The organism is Microbacterium sp. BH-3-3-3, from assembly GCF_001792815.1.
GTDB lineage: Bacteria > Actinomycetota > Actinomycetes > Actinomycetales > Microbacteriaceae > Microbacterium.
Map to the genome: position 1 here is coordinate 136,573 of NZ_CP017674.1, position 18,762 is coordinate 155,334.

An 18,762-nucleotide genomic window follows, 5' to 3' on the forward strand; every position below is an offset into this window, starting at 1 on the left:
TCCGTGTGCGTTCGAACACCCGCGACCGCTAGACCGACGCTGCGCGGTGGGGGAAGTTCCTCCGGCGGGGCGAAACGACGATCGCGTCGTTCTCGTCTCGGTAGAGTCGGCCCTCGCCGTCTTGTGCGACGAAGGCGAACGACGCGATCACGCTGTCTGCGCTCGAAAGGTCGCGAGCACGGATTCGATAAGTCGCAGCGAGAACCGCACATCCGGTCCCCGCCTCCAAGCAAGTCAGTCTCCCCTGAGTGACGGTGAGATCCGTGTCGTAGGTCAGATCGTCCATATGCCCATTCGTGAGTCGTCGAGCAATGACCGTTGCGTCGTACAGATCGACATCGGTTTCGTTCTTGATCACCACGACGAAGGTGATCGTTTCGCCCTCCTCCGCGCCGGCGACGGTGCCGTAGGCCACGAAATGGACGCGCTCCTCCGGAACGACCAGCAGTCCGCCGAGCCTCGGTACGGTGACGACGGCCTCGTTTCGGGGTCGTACCCGTCGGAGGAGATGGGAGAGAGGGTACGTCCACTTTGCAGACCAAGAAGTGCACGTGTCGGATCTCAATTCAGGTCCTCCCGCCTTAGCTCGAGGTCTTGCGCGTTGCCTTATCGCGCGGGGTGAAAGGGACGTGTTCGGGCGTACCAGCACGGTAATGAGCGTGGTTGCGACGGCTCAAATCGCCGTACGTGGCGGGTCGAGGACGACCCCGGCCCGCCGAATGGGCGGCTGCCGACGCCGCGAAGCGCGCAGTTCCCGCATTCGTGCGGAGCCCTCCTCGCTTCGGCCGCGGAGATGTCTCGCCACGACGGCCTGCAACCCGACGTGGAGGATGACGCGTGGGGGACGGATTACGACGCCGATGGAGTGGCGACATGTGCGAGGTCGGCGGATTGCACGGCAACCCGTCGCGGCCGCGGCACGGGCCTTCTCGCTGCGATAGACGGGCCTCGGCGGGGGTGCGATGAAACGCGGGAGGCGTCGATGAGATGCGCCGGAGTGAGGTACCGCATCCCGAGGGCGCCGGAGCCGTCGTCACCTTGGTCTTCGCCCGCTGATGCAGGGCTTCGCCCCCGGTGGCGAGTGCGGCGTGAGCGCGACGTACATGTCCGAGGCCGCCATGCCCGGTGATCGTGGCTTCCCGTCGTCGTCTTGCGACGTCATGTTCTGGGGGATCACGTGCTCGCCCAGACGACCCTGCTCGTCCTGGTGCTCACCCTCGACGACGAGGCCCTCTGGGCCGGGGGCTGGCAGGTCACCTCCGCGATTGGAGGGCCGGGAACGGATGCCGTGAGCCCGCCGACGCGACCGGGATCCGCCACCGACCGGAACGACGAAAGCCCCCGCCGAAGCGGAGGCTTTCTCTCTGGGTGGACCTGAGGGGACTCGAACCCCTGACCCCCTGCATGCCATGCAGGTGCGCTACCAGCTGCGCCACAGGCCCGGATATTTTGTTTTCCGCCCCCTTCGAGGCAACTCCATGAGCTTACAACACAGATCGCGGGCGTAAGAAATCGGCGCGGCCGGGCGTGTCGTCGGTGCCCGTGACCGCGCGGATGACGGCGCGCCGCAGAGCCTGACCGCGCTCGCTCAGGCTCCTCTGACGGGCCACGTATTCGGCCTTGCCCTCGGCCGTTTCGATGGGGACGGGCAGGTAGCCCCAGTCGCGCAGGTCGTAGGGCGAGGCCTGCATGTCGAGGGTGCGGATGTCGCGGGCGAGCTCGAACGTCGCGAGCAGCAGGGGGCCGGGAACGAGAGGACCGAGCTTCACGGCCCACTTGTACACGTCCATGCCTGCGTGCAGACAACCGGGCTGCTCGCGCTCGGCCTGGTCGTCGCGTGAGAGGGGCGTACGGTTCAGCGGCACCGCGTCGGGCGTGAAGAACCGGAACGCGTCGAAGTGCGTGCAGCGCAGGTCGTGGGCGTCGACCACCGCGTCGGTCCCGTCGCGGCCGAGCCGCAGCGGCACTGCGTGCCGCACCTCGTCGGCGCGGTAGGCCATGGCCCACTCGTGCAGCCCGAAGCAGCCGAACTGCGCCGGTCGGTCGGCGGTGGCCCGCAGCAGCGAGACGATGCCGCGATACAGGGATCCGCGCTCGGTGCGGAAGCTCTCGGCATCCACTCGCACGCCGTCACGGTCGCTGCGGTACCAGCGCCAGGCGGCGCGCTCGTCGGCGTCGCCGAGTACGACGTCGATGCCGGGGTGCCAGCGCCGCAGGATCGCCGGCTTGTACGAGTAGTAGGTGAAGAGGAAGTCCTCGACCGGGTGCTTCTCGGCCCGACTGGCCCGCGCGCGGTGGTCGGCGGTCAGTGCGTCGGCGCGTGCGGCGTGCGCATCGGCGAGGACGCTCCACTCGGCGCGCGAGAGCGTCGTCGTGTCGAGGACGGTGCTCACTCGACGGCGTCGATCAGCGCGGGGGAGTCGTTGCGCACATTGCCGACGTCGGACGACACGACGTGGTCGTCGAGCGTCTCGGCGACGTCGGGGGCCGCGTCGATCGCGGCGTCGAGCACGTCGCCGACGTTCTCGGTGGTCGGGTCGAGCCAGGCGTCGGCGAAATCGGGGTCGAGGAACAGCGGCATGCGGTCGTGGATCGATCCCAGGCGGCCGATGGCGTCGCGGGTGAGGATCGTGCAGCTGAGCACCCACCGGGCGGGGTCGTCGTCGGCGAGCGAGGGGTCTTTCCACCACTCGTACAGCCCGGCGAAGAACAGCGGCGAGCCGTCGGACGGGTGGATGTAGTGGGGGGTCTTGCCCTCGTCGGTGGTCTTCCACTCGTAGTACCCGGATGCCGGGATCACCGCGCGCCGCTTGATGAGCGCGGTGCGGAACATCGGCTTGTCTTCGACCTCTTCGGCGCGGGCGTTGAACGCCCGGGCGCCGATCTTGACGTCTTTCGCCCACCCGGGCACGAGCCCCCAGCGCGCGACCTCGAGGCGCCGGACCGGGGGTTCGCTCTTGATCGAGTCGAGCACGATGCCCACGCGCGACGTGGGAGCGATGTTGTACGACGGCGGGGGCAGCTCGTCGGCCTCGACGTCGACGCGCAGCACCCCCACGAGCTGGGAGGCCACGTTGGCTACGACGAAACGACCGCACATGCTTCCACCGTACGCGCCCCCTCCGACATCGAGCCGTGTGCGGCGTCCGGAGCCGACGGCCTTCGCCCCGCGTGCGTGCGTGTGGACAGCGATGCGCGCATCCTCAGCCCCAACGGCCCGGATGCCACGGAGGTTGTCCGCATCGCGGAGGCTACGACCAGCGTCGCCCCGCCCGCGCTCAGCCCTCTCGCGAGATGACCCCGGCATCCTGCAGTCGCTCGAGCAGGCCCGCGCCGTCGGACTCGCTCACCCACGGCACCTCGGCGGCCGAGTGATCGTCGACCACGGTGCGCCCACCGGCCAGCACGGCCTCGGCGGGCAGCAGCCGGCGGATGGCGACGGCGGCGACGCTCCGCGGATTCTCGATGGCGAAGCCGGTGTAGATGGCGTCGTCGTGCTGACCGTCGTCACCGACGAGCAGCCACTTCACCTGGGGGAACTCCCGCGCGAGACGGCGGAGGTTCTGCTCCTTGTGGTCGCGACCGCTGCGGAACCAGCGGTCGTGCGTGGGGCCCCAGTCGGTGAGCAGGAACGAGCCCGCCGGGAACAGGTGCCGACGCATGAAGCGGGTCAGAGTGGGGGCGACGTTCCAGGCACCGGTCGACAGGTAGATCACCGGCGTACCGGGGTTCTCCCGCGTCAGCCGCTCGAGCATGACCGCCATCCCCGGAACGGGCTGGCGGGCGTGTTCGTCGAGCACGAAGGAGTTCCAGGCCGCGAGAAGCGGACGCGGAAGGGCGGTGACCATGACGGTGTCGTCGATGTCGCTCACGACGCCGAAGCGCACGTCGGAGCCGACGATGAACACGCGGGTCTCGGTGGGCTCGCTGCCCTCGACCGACATGGTGATTTCCTGCCAGCCGGGCGCGAGCGTCGCGGGGAGCTTGGCGTCGATCACTCCGCCACGGTCGGCGGTGACCTCGTGCGTCACCCCGTCGATGACGATGTCGACGCGCGCCATCCCCACCGGAACGGCGGCGAACGCACGCCAGCCGCGCAGGCTCGCGGACTCTCCGGTCGAGGTGCGCTTGATCGGCGGGGCGATCAGCACGCGACCGAGCACGCGCACCCACTCCTCGGTTCCGTAGCCCGGAAAGCCGGTGACCACGGGACGCAGGTGGCGGGCGCGCGCCCGACGCTCGCGCCAGCGGTGGAACCGGCGCTCGAGTCGGGCGAACCAGAGCACTTTGGCGCGAGAAGAGCGAGACATTCCGCTCAGTCTTTCACGTCGCCGTCCGCTGGTCCGAGGGAAGTCGTCTCTTCGGCCAGATGGCGACGTTCCGCGCGTTCGATCAGCTTCTTGGCGACGAAGACCAGCACGAGGAACGCCACGAGGATGCCGACGAAGAGGTAGCCGGCGTAGTGCAGTTGGTCGGCGAGCTCGCGGTAGGTGCCCGCGGCGGTGGCCGCGACGGTGATGTACAGCCCGGCCCAGATCAGGCACGCGGGGGTCGTCCAGGCGAGGAACCGGCGGTAGCTGTACCCGCTCATCCCCACCGTCAACGGCACGAGCGAGTGCAGTACGGGAAGGAAGCGCGAGAGGAAGATCGCCGGTCCGCCGCGTCGGCGGAGGTACCGGTCGGCGCGATCCCAGTTGCGTTCGCCGAGCTTCTGGCCCAGCCGCGAAGCACGGATGCGGGGACCGAAGTACCGGCCCAGCCAGAAGCCGAGGCTCTCGCCGATCAACGCGCCCAGGACGACGGCTGCGCCCAGCAGCACTCCTTCGAGCGGAGACGCGATCGCGGTGCCCGCCACGATGACCATGGTGTCGCCGGGAACGATCAGACCGACCAGCACGCTCGTCTCGAGCACCATCGCGACACCGGCGACGATCGTGCGCAGCACGGGGTCGACGTTTTGAACGACGTCGAGCAGCCACGTGAGGATCTCGTTCACCCCGTCACCCTATGGCCGTCGGCCACGCCTAGCCTGGGAGCGTGCCGCACTCCACCGCCCCGGTCGCCCTCCCCGCGTGGGTCGACCCCGAGGCGGTGTTCCTGCACCTTCTCGCCGACGCCGATCACGCGTTCTGGCTCGATGCCGGGGTCGACGCGTCGACCGGGTGGAGCTGGATGGGAACGGGCGTTCCCGACCCGTCGTCGGCGCCGATGGATCAGGATGCCACTTCACCCGGCCTCGCACCCGGATCACCCGGAGAGGAAGCCGGGGCGTTCCGCGGGGGATGGGTCGGCTGGCTCACGTACGAGGGTGACCCGGTCTGGCTGCGGGTGGAGACGTTCCTCGCGTTCGACCACGCCGCACGCCGCGTGTGGGCCTTCGGCGACGCCGAGATCGCCCGGCGCGCGGCCGAGGCCCCCGTGCCGCCGCCGGTGCCCGTCGCGGAGCGCCGGGGTGCGGCATCCGGTCGCGTGACACCCACCCGCTACGCGGAACTCATCGAGGCCTGCCGCGCGCGCATCCGCGAGGGCGACGCGTATCAGCTGTGCCTCACCACGCGATTCACCGTGCCCGGAGCCGTCGACCCCGTGGCGGTGTTCCGGCGCCTCCGCCGCGCCTCGACCTCGCACCACGCCGGCTTCGTGCGCTCCGGCGACACGGCGCTGGCGAGCGCATCGCCCGAGCGCTTCCTCGAGGTGCGCGGCGGGGCCGTGCACACCCACCCGATCAAGGGCACGCGTCCGCGATCCGCCGACCCGGTGCGCGACGCCGCCCTGGCCGACGCCCTGCGGACGGATGCCAAGGAGCGCGCCGAGAACGTCATGATCGTCGACCTCATGCGCAACGACCTGTCGCGGGTGTGCGAGCCGTCGAGCGTGGGCGTCGACCGTCTGCTCGAGGTCGAGAGCTACCCGCACGTGCACCAGCTCGTCAGCGAGGTGTCGGGGCGCCTGCTCCCCGGCACGCGCGTCGGTGCGTTGCTCGAGGCGACCTTTCCGGCCGGCAGCATGACGGGCGCCCCCAAGCAGTCGGCGATGCAGATCCTCGCCGGCCTCGAAGAAGCCCCGCGCGGCGTCTACTCCGGCGCCTTCGGGTGGATCGGCGACGACGGCGCGGCCGATCTCGCCATGGTGATCCGCAGCGTCGTCGTCGACGCGGATGCCGCCTGGGTCGGCGCCGGCGGGGGGATCACCTGGCGTTCTGTCGCGGCATCCGAAGTCGCGGAGGTGGGGATCAAGGCGCGAGCGCCCCTCGCCGCCCTCGGCGCCGAGGTACCGCCCGGGTGGTGACGTCCGGGTCCGATAACCTGGACGCTGGCCCCCGCGGCCTCCCCGACCTTCACGATTGGCTTCACCCGTGTCTCAGAATTCCGCACCCGACCCCCGCGAGGGTGGCTTCGACACCCACGCCATCCAGGCGAAGTGGCAGCGAGCGTGGGCCGACAAAGATCCCTTCCGTGCCGGCGGCGACGATGACACGCGCCCCCGCAAGTACGTGCTGGCGATGTTCCCGTACCCCTCGGGCGACCTGCACATGGGTCACGCCGAGAACTACCTGTACTCCGACATCGTCGCGCGCTTCTGGCGCCACCGCGGCTACAACGTACTCAACCCCATCGGGTGGGACTCGTTCGGCCTGCCGGCCGAGAACGCCGCCATCAAGCGCGGCGCCGACCCGGTCGAGTGGACCTACGCGAACATCGCGCAGCAAAAGGAGAGCCTGAAGGACTACGGCGTCTCGTTCGACTGGAGCCGGGTGCTGCACACCAGCGACCCCGAGTACTACCGGTGGAACCAGTGGCTGTTCCAGAAGCTGTACGACAAGGGCCTCGCGTACCGCAAGGACGCCCTCGTCAACTGGGACCCGGTGGATCAGACCGTGCTCGCCAACGAGCAGGTGCTGCCCGACGGCACGAGCGAGCGCAGCGGCGCCGTCGTGGTCAAGAAGAAGCTGACGCAGTGGTTCCTGCGCATCACCGACTACGCCGACCGCCTGCTCGACGACCTGAACCAGCTCGAGGGCTTCTGGCCGAGCAAGGTCATCCAGATGCAGCGCAACTGGATCGGACGCTCGATCGGCGCCGACATCGAGTTCGAGATCGAGGGCCGCGCCGAGAAGATCACCGTCTTCTCGACCCGCCCCGACACGCTGCACGGTGCGACGTTCTTCGTCGTGGCGCCCGAGTCCGACCTCGCGGCCGAGCTCGCGGCATCCGCGGATCAGGGCGTGCGCGAGAGCTTCGAGGCGTACCTCGCCCAGGTGCAGCGTGCGACCGACATCGAGCGCCAGGCCACCGACCGGCCGAAGACCGGCGTGTTCCTCGGGCATCACGCGATCAACCCCGTCAACGGCGAGAAACTTCCGATCTGGGCCGCCGACTACGTGCTCGCCGACTACGGTCACGGTGCCGTCATGGCCGTGCCCGCGCACGACCAGCGCGACCTCGACTTCGCCCGCGCCTTCGACCTGCCCGTGCGGGTCGTCGTCGACACCCTCGCACCCGTCACCGGGGCGATCCCCGTCATCGAGCTCGACGATGACGGCGTGCCGATCGACCCGCTGGGCGACCTCGACGAGACCGACCCGGTGAAGACCGGCGTCGCGCTCACCGGAGATGGCCGCATGGTCAACTCGGGTTCGCTGAACGGCTTGTCCAAGCGCCACGCGATCGCCCGCATGATCGAGGAGCTCGAGGCGAAGGGCGTCGGCCGTGCCGCCAAGACGTACCGCCTGCGCGACTGGCTCATCTCGCGCCAGCGCTACTGGGGCACGCCCATCCCCATGCTGCACGGCGAAGACGGCTCGATCACGCCGGTCCCCGCCGACCAGCTGCCGGTCACCCTGCCGTCGGTGGAGGGCCTCGACCTGAAGCCCAAGGGCACCTCGCCGCTGGGGGCCGCGACCGAATGGGTCGAGGTCACCGACCCCGAGACCGGCCAGACGCTGCTGCGCGACCCCGACACGATGGACACCTTCGTCGACAGCTCGTGGTACTACCTGCGCTTCCTGTCGCCGGACAGCTCGACCGAGGCGTTCTCGGCTCGCGAGGCCAACAAGTGGGGCCCCGTCGACTTCTACATCGGCGGCGTCGAGCACGCCATCCTGCACCTGCTGTACGCGCGGTTCATCACCAAGGCGCTGTTCGACATGGGCCTGGTGGAGTTCACCGAGCCGTTCTCGAGCCTCATCAACCAGGGCATGGTCATTCTCGACGGCACCAAGATGTCGAAGAGCAAGGGCAACCTGGTGCTGTTCCAGGAAGAGCTCGACGCCCACGGTGCCGACGCCCTGCGCGTGGCGCTGGCCTTCGCCGGCCCGGTAGAAGACGACAAGGACTGGAACGACGTCTCGACCACGGGGGCGGCGAAGTTCCTCGCCCGCGCCCTGCGCATCGCGCACGACGTCGACAGCGAGACCGACGTGGTGTGGGCCGAGGGCGACCCCTCGCTCCGCCGCGTCACGCACCGCCTGCTGGCCGAGGCGCCGAACCTCGTCGAGCAGACGAAGTTCAACGTCGTCGTCGCCCGCCTGATGGAGCTGGTCAACGCCACCCGCAAGGCGATCGACGGAAAGGCCGGCGCGAGCGACCCCGCCGTGCGCGAGGCGGCCGAGGTCATCGCGATGACCCTCGACCTGTTCGCCCCGCACACCGCCGAAGAGATGTGGCAGACGCTCGGCTACACCGGCTTCGTGGGGCTCGCGACCTGGCGCCAGGCCGACCCGACGCTGCTGGTCGAAGACACCGTCACCGCCGTCGTGCAGATCGACGGCAAGGTGCGCGCCACCCTCGAGGTGTCGGCCAAGATCGGCGGCGACGAGCTCGAAGCCCTCGCCCGCGGCGACGAGCGCGTGCTCCGCGCGCTCGGTGAGCGCGAGATCGTGCGCGCGGTCGTGCGTCCGCCGAAGGTGGTCAGCTTCTCGACGAAGTAGCTTCTCGTTCCGGATGCCACGTCCCCGGCGCTCCACGGAGCGCGGGGGCGTGGCATCCGTCGTTCTGATCCGACCGTTCGTCCGCCGGCGGCGACCTCGGACCGCCGGTCTCGTTCCTCAGGGCATAGGAGACGCCGCTCCTCCCCAGGGAGGCTTTTCGCGCGAGCGTTCACCGATCGCCGTCGGCGCGGCACGGGCGGGTGGGGGTGCTGCCTACTGTCGCGGTGTGACCGAGAACGTCGTCCTCCCCGCCGAGGCCCGGCCTCCCCACGCGGGGGAGCCTCTGCGGGCGCGGGCGCGGCTGGGGATCGGGGCGGTCGTGGTGCTGGTGCTGCTGGCGTTCGCCGTCACCATCGGGATCGGTATGGTGCGGGGTGCTACCGGGACGGAGGTTGTCGAGCCCGCCGTGTCGGCGTCGCCCCCCTCGGCCGCCGTCCCGCAGGTCGGTGTCTACGTGCACGTGGCGGGCGCGGTGCGTGAGGCCGGGCTCTACCGGCTCGAGGTCGGCGACCGCGTCGCCGATGCGGTCGCGCGCGCCGGCGGCTTCGCCGAGGACGCCGCGCGAGACGGGGTGAACCTCGCGCGGCCCGTCGCGGACGGCGAGCAGATCGTCGTCCCGGTGGCGGGAGCGGAGGTCGCGTCCGGGGGAGCCGCTCCGACCGCGGGAGCCTCCGACGGCCTCGTCGATCTGAACACGGCGACGCGCGAGCAGCTCGACACGCTCCCGCGGATCGGCCCCGCTCTGGCCGACCGCATCATCGCGTGGCGCGACGAGAACGGCCGCTTCACCAGCGTCGACGACCTGTCGTCGATACCGGGGTTCGGCGACAAGATGGTCGAGGCCCTGCGCGATCTGGTGCGGGTGTGAGCGAGCGGCGTGCGCTGCGGCGACGGGCACTCCGGCCGATCTCGGTGGCCGTCACCACCTGGGGCTTCGCGGGGCTCGCCACCGGGCTCCCCGACGCCCGCGTCCTGGCTCTCGTCCTCGCCGCGGGGGCCGGTCTCGCCGCCCTCGCCTTTCTGGGCAGACGGCACGCGGTCCTCGCCGTCGCCACCATCGCCGTCGCCTGCGCCGCGGCATCCGTATCGAGCGTGGCTTTCGTGGACGCCGTACGCGAGCAGGTCGACGCCCTGCGGGTGGAGGGCGGCCGGCAGCTCGTGCTCGAGCTCACGGTGACCGGACGTATCGACGGCACCCCGGACGGCGGGGCGTGGTTCGACGCCGTCGCCACGGAGGTCCGCGCCGGGAGCGTGCAGCTCTCGGGAGACATCCCGGCCCGCATCGGAGTGGATGCCGAGGGGCGCCGGGCTCTCGCCGAGGCCGCGATGGGCAGCGAGGTAGAGGTCGTCGGTCGCGCTCTGCCCGCCGAGCCGGGAGAGCGGGCGGTGCTCGTCGTCCGGGCCGAGGAGGTCGCGAGAGCGGCACCGCCGGGCGGGGTCTGGGGGTGGTTGGAAGGGCTCCGCAGCCGCCTCGTCGCATCGACCGACGGACTCCCGCAGCCCGGTGCCGGCCTCGTGCCGGGCCTCGCGGTGGGCGACACCTCGAGCCTCGACGCGGCGACCGAGACCGCGATGACGGTCTCGTCTCTTTCGCACCTCACGGCCGTGTCGGGCGCCAACTGCGTCATCGTGGTCGGGGCGGCCTTCGCCCTGCTCGCCCTCTGCCGCGCACCACGGGGAGCACGTATCGTCGGGGCGCTGCTCGTGCTCGCCGGCTTCGTCGCGTTGGTCACCCCCGAACCCAGCGTCGTGCGTGCCGCGGCCATGGCATCGGTGGCACTCCTCGCCCTGGCCCTGGGCAGACCGGCGGTCGGGATCGCCGTGCTGTCGCTGGCGACGACGGTGCTGCTGATCGTCGACCCCTGGCTCTCGAGGTCCGTGGGCTTCGCGCTCTCGGCCGCGGCCACCGCCGCCCTGCTCGTCCTCGCGCGGCCCCTCGCCGCCGGCCTCGAGCGCTGGATGCCGCGGGCTCTGGCGCTCGCGATCGCCGTGCCGGCCTCGGCGCAGCTCGTCTGCGGCCCGCTGATCGTGCTGATCGATCCGCACGTGCCGCTCCTGGGCATCGTCGCGAACCTCCTCGCCGATCCGGCGGCCGCCCCCGCCACCATCGCGGGCGCTCTCGCCGCCATTGCCCCGTTCCCCTGGCTGCAAGACGGGCTCACCGCCCTGGCCTGGATCCCCGCCTCGTGGATCGCCGCTGTCGCGCACACGACCGCGGGGATCTCGGCGCAGAACATTCCGTGGCCCGACAGCCTGCTCGGCGCCGGGCTGCTCGGGCTTGTCGGCGCCGCCGTGTTCGTCGCGGTCGTCCGCCCCCGCCGTCTGCCCCGCACCGCAGCCCTCGCCGCCGCGGCTTCCGCCGTCAGTCTCGGCCTGATGCTCGGTCAATCGGCCGTCCGCACGGTCGCGGGACCGCTCACCGTCCCCGCGCCGTGGCAGGTGGTCATGTGCGACGTGGGGCAGGGCGATGCCACGCTCTGGCGATCCGGAGCGGCCATCGCGCTCGTCGACACCGGGCCCGACCCGGCGGCGCTCACCGGCTGCCTCGAGAAGTTCGGGGTGGAGCACCTCGACCTCGTCGTGCTGACCCACTTCGACCTCGACCACGTCGGCGGCGCGGCGGCGGTGCTCGGGCGCACCGACCTCGTGCTCCACGGCCCGACCGACGAGGGCGCCGATCAGCGGCTGCTGGAGCGCTTCGCCGCCACCGGCGCCTCGCTCACGCAGACGACGGCCGGGATGACCGGCACGCTGGGCGCCACGCGTTGGCAGGCTCTGCACCCGCCGCCGCGAGCGGAGCCGGGCAATGACGCCAGCGTCGCCCTCGACATCGCCGGCCCCGGCTTCCCCCGCACGGAGATGCTCGGCGATCTGGGCGAGGACGCGCAGGAATCCCTGCTCCGACGCGCCGACGTGACGCCGGTGCAGGTCGTCAAAGTCGCGCACCACGGCAGCGCCGACCAGGACGCCGACCTCTACCGGCGACTCCACGCGGCGATCGGACTGATCGGCGTCGGTGCCGACAACCGCTACGGCCATCCCACGGCATCCCTCCTGTCGATCCTCGAGAGCACGGGCACGACCGTGGGCCGCACGGATCGAGACGGGGCTCTCGCCGTGTGGATGGACGAGCAGGGCCGCCTGTCGCTCTGGCGCGAGAACGGTCCCGCCGTCGACAGCGTTCGGAGCCCGACATCGTCTTCGCCTCGATAGCCGTGCATGCTCCGGTTCAGGTGGCGTCGGTGGCTCGCCGCACCGGGAAAGGAGCCTCGTGACGAACCACGCGGGGCGACGCCCGTTGCCGCGTCGTCGTCGGGCTTCCGCGCCTCCGTGCCGCGGCTCTGATGTCGGACCCGGTCGGTAGGCTGGGGGAGTGACCCCGGCACCCCGACGCTCCGCCCCCGCGAAGACCAAGTCGGCGATTCCCCAGGTGTCCTGGCGCACTCCTCAGCCCGCGCCCGTCGTGCTGATCTCCGGTCCCGAAGAAGTGTGCGCGGAGCGCGCGACCGCCGGCATCCGCGCGCTTCTCAAGAGCGAAGACCCGAGCCTCGAGGTCACCGACATCCGCGCCGACGATTACGCCGCCGGCACCTTGCTCGGCGTCACCTCGCCCTCGCTGTTCGGCGAGCCCCGCCTGGTCCGCGTGAGCGGCGTCGAGAAGTGCAGCGACACCTTCCTCAGTGAAGCCGTGTCGTACCTCTCGCAGACGCAAGAGGGCGCCACCGTCATCCTGCGCCACACCGGGGCGAGCGTGCGCGGTAAGAAGCTCCTCGACGCCATCCGTGCCGGGCAGGGCGCCGGCATCGAGATCCCGTGTGCGGCGGTGAAGCGCGACTCCGACCGCTTCGACTTCGCCGTGGGCGAGTTCAAGGCCGCGCACAAGCGCATCGCCCCCGTCGCCCTCCGCTCCCTGGTCTCGGCGTTCGCCGACGACCTCACCGAGCTCGCCGCCGCGTGCCAGCAGCTCATCGCCGACGTCCCCGGCGACATCGACGAGCGCATCGTCGAGCGGTACTACGGCGGGCGGGTCGAGACCTCGGCCTTCACGGTCGCCGACACCGCCATCGCCGGGCACTACGGCCCCGCCATGTTGGCGCTGCGGCACGCGCTGGCATCCGGAGCCGACCCCGTACCCCTCGTGGCCGCGGTCGCGATGAAGCTCCGCACCATGGCCCGGGTCGCCGGAACCCGCGAATCCTCGTCGGCGGCCGCCCAACGCCTCGGCATGAAGGATTGGCAGGTCGACCGTGCGCGGCGCGACCTGGTCGGGTGGACCGGCAACACCCTCGGCATGGCCATCCACGCCACGGCCCGCGCCGACGCCGAGGTGAAGGGCGCGTCGCGCGACGCGGTCTTCGCGCTCGAGCGAATGATCACGATCATCGCCACCCGCGCGCCGTACGGCGGCTGACCGCGCACGGTCGGCTCGCGGGCTATGGGCTCGCGGGGCAGCTCCGTGAGCAGGGGAGGGCGTGGGCTGAGCGGAGGACCGGATCGAGGCCGCGTGTCCTCCGCTCGTCCCTGCACCTCCGCTCGCCACGTTCGTCGGCCCCGCGAGCGCGGCGCCATGCGCAGGTTCGCGGTGCAGGTCTGTGACCAGGGGAGGGCCCGGGCTCAACGGAGGACCGGATCGAGGCCGCGCGTCCTCCGCTCGCCCCCATCCCTCCGCTCGCCACGCCTCATCGCCCCCCGCGCAATCTGCAGCACGCACCCCCGACGCCCCCTACGCTCTCGCGCCCCCACCCCGAAAACGACGAAGCCCGCCCCGCGTGATGCGGGACGGGCTGTCGAAAAGGTGCGACTCAGAGAGCGGCGACCGACTTCGCGATGGCCGACTTGCGGTTCGCGGCCTGGTTCTGGTGGATGACACCCTTGCTCACGGCCTTGTCGAGCTTCTTGGTCGCGGTGGCGAGCGCCTTGAGAGCGCCTTCCTTGTCACCGGCCAGCACAGCCTGCTTGGTGCGACGCACGTGCGTCTTCAGCTCGCTCTTGACGGCCTTGTTGCGCTCGTGCGCCTTGTCGTTGGTCTTGTTGCGCTTGATCTGCGACTTGATATTCGCCACGTCGACGGTCTTTCGTTTGAAGTGAATATGGAAGAGCCGGGCGAGCGGTAGAGGGACGCTGCACCGGCATCGTGGAGGTCGGGAAAAACCCCACACGCAAGCCAAGGACCAACTGTATCAGGTCGCCGCCTCGACGGTGGTGAGCGCCACGTCGACCAGCGCGTTGAACACGCGGGGCCGCATCGCCGTCACCAGGTGCGTGGTGCGGGGGACGACGATCAACTCGGCCTCGCGCGCCACCGACACGAACAGCTTCTCGTTGGCGCGCAGTTGATCCCACTGCCCGTTGATGAACCACAGCGGAACCTCGATGCGGCGCAGCGACGCCAGAAGGTCGAGCACCGACAGGCTCGCCAGGGCGGTGTCCTGCGCCTCGAAGGCGTATCCGCCCGCGCCGAAGTCGGGCCGCGTCTCGGGTGGGAGTGTGCGGTCGAGCACGCGGTTGGTGAGCCCCAGGCCGCGGTCGGGCAGGCTGTCGAACCGCCGCGCGAGGAAGCGGTAGGCCGCGAGGCCCACACCCCGCGGGATCGAGGTGCACGATGCGGCGATGAACGCCGCAACCGGCGGCGGGTCTTCGCGCCCGACGTACTCGATGCACAGCAACCCGCCCATCGAATGGCCCACGAGCAGCACGGGGCCGCGGGTCGCGGCATCCTGCACCGCCCGGTCGATGGTGGCGAACGCCTCGTCGAGAGTGAACTCCTCGCCGCGGCGGGTGCCGTGTCCGGGCAGGTCGACGGCGACGGCCGGGTTGCCGCGCTCCTCGAGGTGGGCGAGCTGCGCGCGCCACATCGTCGCCGAGGTGCGGATACCGTGCACGAACACGACCTGGACCGTCATGGCATCCAGGGTAGAAGCCGTTCGCTACCGACCGGCTGTGCGTCCGCGTCCCCCAGGCGCCGCGCGGCACGCTCCCGCGCATGGAACGGGTGTTCACGACCCGCGGGGGACATCCGGATGCCGTACCCCGGGCATCCGCGGACGGCGATGTCGGCGCGCCACCGTAGAATCGACGGAACATGTCACCGCGCGCCCTGAAGCCCCTCGAGCCGTCTGCCACTCCGCCGGAGCAGATCCGCAACTTCTGCATCATCGCTCACATCGACCACGGCAAGTCGACGTTGGCCGACCGCATGCTGCAGATCACCGGCGTCGTCAGCGACCGCGATATGCGGGCGCAGTACCTCGACCGCATGGACATCGAGCGTGAGCGCGGCATCACGATCAAGTCGCAGGCGGTGCGGATGCCGTGGGCCACCGCCGACGGCACGTTCGCCCTCAACATGATCGACACGCCCGGCCACGTCGACTTCACGTACGAGGTCAGCCGCTCGCTCGCCGCGTGCGAGGGAGCGATCCTGCTCGTGGATGCGGCGCAGGGCATCGAGGCGCAGACGCTGGCGAACCTCTATCTCGCACTCGAGAACGATCTGACGATCATCCCCGTGCTGAACAAGATCGACCTGCCGGCCGCCGACCCCGAGAAGTACGCGGCCGAGCTCGCCGGCCTCATCGGCGGCAAGCCCGAAGACGTGCTGCGCGTGAGCGGCAAGACCGGCATGGGCGTCGAAGAGCTGCTCGACCTCATCGTCGACCAGATCCCCGCCCCGGTCGGCAAGCCCGACGCCCCGGCACGCGCCATGATCTTCGACTCGGTCTACGACGCCTACCGCGGCGTGGTCACGTACGTGCGCATGATCGACGGCTCGCTGCAGCCGCGCGAGCGCATCCAGATGATGTCGACCACCGCGACGCACGAGCTGCTCGAGATCGGTGTGTCGAGCCCCGAGCCCGTGCCCACGCGCGGTCTCGGCGTCGGCGAGGTCGGCTACCTCATCACCGGTGTGAAAGACGTGCGCCAGTCGAAGGTCGGCGACACGATCACGACGCACCGCAAGCCCGCCACCCAGGCGCTGCCCGGGTACACCGATCCGAAGCCCATGGTCTTCTCGGGTATCTACCCCATCGACGGCAGCGACTACGCCGAGCTGCGCGAAGCCCTCGACAAACTCAAGCTGTCCGATGCGTCGCTGCAGTACGAGCCCGAGACCTCGGTCGCGCTGGGCTTCGGCTTCCGCGCCGGGTTCCTCGGCCTGCTGCACCTCGAGATCATCACCGAGCGCCTCTCGCGGGAGTTCGGTCTCGACCTCATCACCACCGCCCCGTCGGTGACCTACGAGGTCACCACCGACACGGGCGACACCGTCTCGGTCACCAACCCCAGCGAGTACCCCGACGGTCGCGTCGCCTCGGTCTCGGAGCCGATCGTCAAGGTCGGCATCCTGCTGCCCAAGGACTACGTCGGCACCGTGATGGAACTCTGCCAGTCGCGCCGCGGAACGCTCCTGGGCATGGACTACCTCAGCGAGGACCGCGTCGAGCTGCGGTACCACATGCCCCTCGGCGAGATCGTGTTCGACTTCTTCGACCACCTCAAGTCGCGCACGCAGGGCTACGCGAGCCTCGACTACGAACCCGCCGGTCAGCAGAGCGCCGACCTCGTGAAGGTCGACATCCTGCTGCAGGGCGACAAGGTCGACGCGTTCAGCTCGATCGTGCACCGCGAGAAGGCATACGCCTACGGCACGCTCATGGCCGAGCGCCTGCGCAAACTCATTCCGCGCCAGCAGTTCGAGGTGCCCATCCAGGCCGCGATCGGTGCCCGCATCATCGCGCGCGAGACGATCCGCGCCATCCGCAAGGACGTCCTCGCGAAGTGCTACGGCGGTGACATCACCCGAAAGCGCAAGCTGCTCGAGAAGCAGAAAGAGGGCAAGAAGCGCATGAAGATGGTGGGCCGCGTCGAGGTGCCGCAGGAAGCCTTCATCGCCGCCCTCTCGGGCGACGTCGAGGCCAAGAAGTAACGACCGATTCGAGAGGAAGATCATGCGCCGGCAGAACTTCACCGACGACACGGTCGATTACGCGGCGGTGGGCGCCACCCAGGCCCCCGACCTCATGCAGTATCCGCCCGAGCGTTCCGTCCCCGCCGAAGATGCGTGGCGTATCGGCAGCGGCGAAGAGCGCTTCGTCGCCGCGGGCGAGTTGCTGCTCGCGTGGGCGCCGCTGCGCAGCGAAGAGCTGAGCATCACCGACGTGCGTCCCGCGTCGGGCGCCGGCTACGCGGGCGTCGGCTTCGACGCCGAGGGCGCTCCCGTCGCCCCCAGCCGCCTCGAGGCCGAGCAGCGCTTCGCCGCCGACGGCACCCCGTTCGTCAGCCCCGGAACGGGCGTGCGCCTGCACGGCAAGGTCGACGGACACCGCGCCGATGCCGAGCTGCGGGTCATCTCGGTGTTCGAGGAGCCGCGCCGCGTCGGATTCATCCTCGGGACGGTCGGACACTCCATCGTGAGCGGCGAAGAGCTGTTCTCGCTCGAGTGGCGCGACAACGACGAGGTCTGGTTCGTCGTGCGCGCGTTCGACCGCCCCACCGCGCCGTCCTACAAGCTCCTCACGAGCCGCGTGCGCCGTCGCCGCAAGGCGCTGTTCACGCGGTACCTGCGCGCGATCTCGCCGCTGTACACGTCCTGATGGGCGGACCGCTTCCCCTCGGAGACCCCGCGCCCACCGACGGTCGTCTGCCCGACGACCTGACCATCGACCCGTCGGTCGACTTCGGTGTCTACCTGCACGTGCCGTTCTGCCGTGTGCGCTGCGGCTACTGCGACTTCAACACCTACACCGCCAGCGAGCTGCGCGGCGCCCGGCAAGACGACTTCGCCGACACGCTCGCCGCCGAGGTGCGCCTGGCGGGCGGGGTGATGGATGCCACGGGCGGCCGCCGCACGGCATCCACGGTGTTCTTCGGCGGGGGTACGCCGACACTCCTGCCTCCCGGCGATCTGGCGCGCATGCTCGACGCGGTGCGCGCGGAGTTCGGCATCGCCGAGGGGGCCGAGGTCACCGTCGAAGCCAACCCCGACACGGTCGACGACGCCGTAGTCGAGACGCTGGCCGCCGCGGGCGTCACGCGCGTGTCGATCGGCATGCAGTCGGCCCGCCCGCACGTGCTCGCCGCCCTCGACCGCACCCACGACCCCGCGAACGTCGCGACCGCCGTCGCCGCGGCCCGCCGCGCCGGGCTCGACGTATCGCTCGACCTCATCTACGGCGCACCGGGGGAGTCGCTCGACGACTGGCGGTCGTCTCTCGAGACCGCCGTCTCCCTCGCTCCCGATCACATCTCGGCCTACGCGCTCATCGTCGAAGACGGCACGAAGCTCGCCCGCCAGATCCGCTCGGGCGCGGTCGCGGAGCCCTCCGACGACCTGCAGGCCGACATGTACGAACTGGCCGACGAGCTGCTCGCCGATGCCGGGTACGACTGGTACGAGGTGTCGAACTGGTCGCGCGGCGTCGCCCACCGTTCGCGGCACAACCTCGCCTATTGGCGCGGCACGGACTGGTGGGGGTTCGGACCGGGCGCCCACAGCCACGTCGCGGGGCTGCGCTGGTGGAACGTCAAACACCCGGCCGCCTATGCCCAGCGCCTCGCGGCGAACGAGTCACCGGCCGCCGCGCGCGAGCGCCCCGACGAGACGGCCCGACGACTCGAGTCGGTGCTGCTGCGCAGCCGCATTCGCGAGGGTCTCGCCGTCGGCGAGCTGCACGGCGAGGGCCGCAAGGCCGTGGCGTCGCTCATCGCCGACGGGCTCATCGAGGGGGCGGATGCCATCCGGGGCCGCATCGTGCTGACCCGCCGCGGACGCCTGCTGGCGGATGCCGTGGTGCGAGCCCTCACGGTCTGATCCGCGCCGTCGCATCCCGCGG

General features: G+C 70.7%; 15 protein-coding genes and 1 tRNA gene. 8 read left to right on the forward strand and 8 right to left on the reverse strand.

Annotation, left to right across the window (positions count from 1 at the left end):
• Window positions 1-28 precede the first annotated feature (28 nt).
• From BJP65_RS00715 to BJP65_RS00745, 6 genes are all read right to left on the reverse strand, one after another.
• Window positions 29-415 (reverse strand): hypothetical protein, encoded by a 387-nt coding sequence (locus tag BJP65_RS00715; protein WP_070407917.1) that lies wholly within the window; start codon window positions 413-415, stop codon window positions 29-31.
• A 954-nt stretch (window positions 416-1,369) separates the two neighbouring features.
• A tRNA-Ala gene (locus BJP65_RS00725) sits at window positions 1,370-1,442 on the reverse strand.
• A gap of 42 nt (window positions 1,443-1,484) precedes the next feature.
• Window positions 1,485-2,393 (reverse strand): 3-methyladenine DNA glycosylase, encoded by a 909-nt coding sequence (locus tag BJP65_RS00730; protein WP_070407919.1) that lies wholly within the window; start codon window positions 2,391-2,393, stop codon window positions 1,485-1,487.
• Complete coding sequence (locus BJP65_RS00735) at window positions 2,390-3,100, reverse strand: SOS response-associated peptidase (RefSeq protein ID WP_055836970.1); 711 nt, start codon at window positions 3,098-3,100, stop codon at window positions 2,390-2,392. The genes BJP65_RS00730 and BJP65_RS00735 overlap by 4 nt, the downstream gene beginning before the upstream one ends.
• A gap of 178 nt (window positions 3,101-3,278) precedes the next feature.
• Window positions 3,279-4,310, reverse strand: a complete 1,032-nt coding sequence (locus BJP65_RS00740; protein WP_070407920.1) for an App1 family protein — start codon at window positions 4,308-4,310, stop codon at window positions 3,279-3,281.
• Window positions 4,311-4,315: 5 nt separating this feature from the next.
• Window positions 4,316-4,996, reverse strand: coding sequence for a DedA family protein (locus BJP65_RS00745; protein ID WP_070407921.1), 681 nt, complete (start codon window positions 4,994-4,996; stop codon window positions 4,316-4,318).
• A 41-nt stretch (window positions 4,997-5,037) separates the two neighbouring features.
• On the opposite strand from BJP65_RS00745, the gene BJP65_RS00750 reads away from it, so the two are divergent.
• The 5 genes from BJP65_RS00750 to holA all read left to right on the forward strand — a co-directional run bounded on the left by BJP65_RS00750 (window position 5,038) and on the right by holA (window position 13,340).
• Entirely contained in the window at window positions 5,038-6,288 is a 1,251-nt protein-coding gene (locus BJP65_RS00750) for an anthranilate synthase component I family protein (protein ID WP_070407922.1), read from the forward strand.
• 67 nt (window positions 6,289-6,355) lie between these two features.
• Complete coding sequence (leuS, locus tag BJP65_RS00755; protein ID WP_156784780.1) at window positions 6,356-8,929, forward strand: leucine--tRNA ligase; 2,574 nt, start codon at window positions 6,356-6,358, stop codon at window positions 8,927-8,929.
• A 226-nt stretch (window positions 8,930-9,155) separates the two neighbouring features.
• On the forward strand, window positions 9,156-9,797 hold the full coding sequence (locus tag BJP65_RS16410) for a helix-hairpin-helix domain-containing protein (RefSeq protein WP_258027509.1): 642 nt from the start codon (window positions 9,156-9,158) through the stop codon (window positions 9,795-9,797).
• Window positions 9,794-12,142, forward strand: coding sequence for a ComEC/Rec2 family competence protein (locus tag BJP65_RS00765; RefSeq protein WP_070407924.1), 2,349 nt, complete (start codon window positions 9,794-9,796; stop codon window positions 12,140-12,142). The genes BJP65_RS16410 and BJP65_RS00765 overlap by 4 nt, the downstream gene beginning before the upstream one ends.
• Window positions 12,143-12,302: 160 nt before the next feature.
• Window positions 12,303-13,340, forward strand: a complete 1,038-nt coding sequence (gene holA / locus BJP65_RS00770; RefSeq protein WP_055836989.1) for a DNA polymerase III subunit delta — start codon at window positions 12,303-12,305, stop codon at window positions 13,338-13,340.
• Between the two features lie 391 nt (window positions 13,341-13,731).
• Here holA and rpsT read toward each other — a convergent pair whose 3' ends face one another.
• Together rpsT and BJP65_RS00780 are read right to left on the reverse strand one after the other, a co-directional pair.
• Entirely contained in the window at window positions 13,732-13,992 is a 261-nt protein-coding gene (gene rpsT, locus BJP65_RS00775; protein ID WP_055836993.1) for a 30S ribosomal protein S20, read from the reverse strand.
• Between the two features lie 117 nt (window positions 13,993-14,109).
• Entirely contained in the window at window positions 14,110-14,832 is a 723-nt protein-coding gene (locus BJP65_RS00780) for an alpha/beta fold hydrolase (RefSeq protein WP_070407925.1), read from the reverse strand.
• 179 nt (window positions 14,833-15,011) lie between these two features.
• Between BJP65_RS00780 and lepA the strand changes: the two genes are divergently transcribed.
• From lepA to hemW, 3 genes are read left to right on the forward strand one after another with little or no spacing between them, the layout of a single operon-like run.
• Complete coding sequence (lepA, locus tag BJP65_RS00785) at window positions 15,012-16,856, forward strand: translation elongation factor 4 (RefSeq protein WP_070407926.1); 1,845 nt, start codon at window positions 15,012-15,014, stop codon at window positions 16,854-16,856.
• A 22-nt stretch (window positions 16,857-16,878) separates the two neighbouring features.
• Window positions 16,879-17,523, forward strand: coding sequence for a DUF1990 family protein (locus tag BJP65_RS00790; protein WP_055939964.1), 645 nt, complete (start codon window positions 16,879-16,881; stop codon window positions 17,521-17,523).
• Window positions 17,523-18,740, forward strand: coding sequence for a radical SAM family heme chaperone HemW (hemW, locus tag BJP65_RS00795; protein WP_070407927.1), 1,218 nt, complete (start codon window positions 17,523-17,525; stop codon window positions 18,738-18,740). Before BJP65_RS00790 ends, hemW begins: the two co-directional genes overlap by 1 nt.
• The last annotated feature ends 22 nt before the right edge of the window (window positions 18,741-18,762 follow it).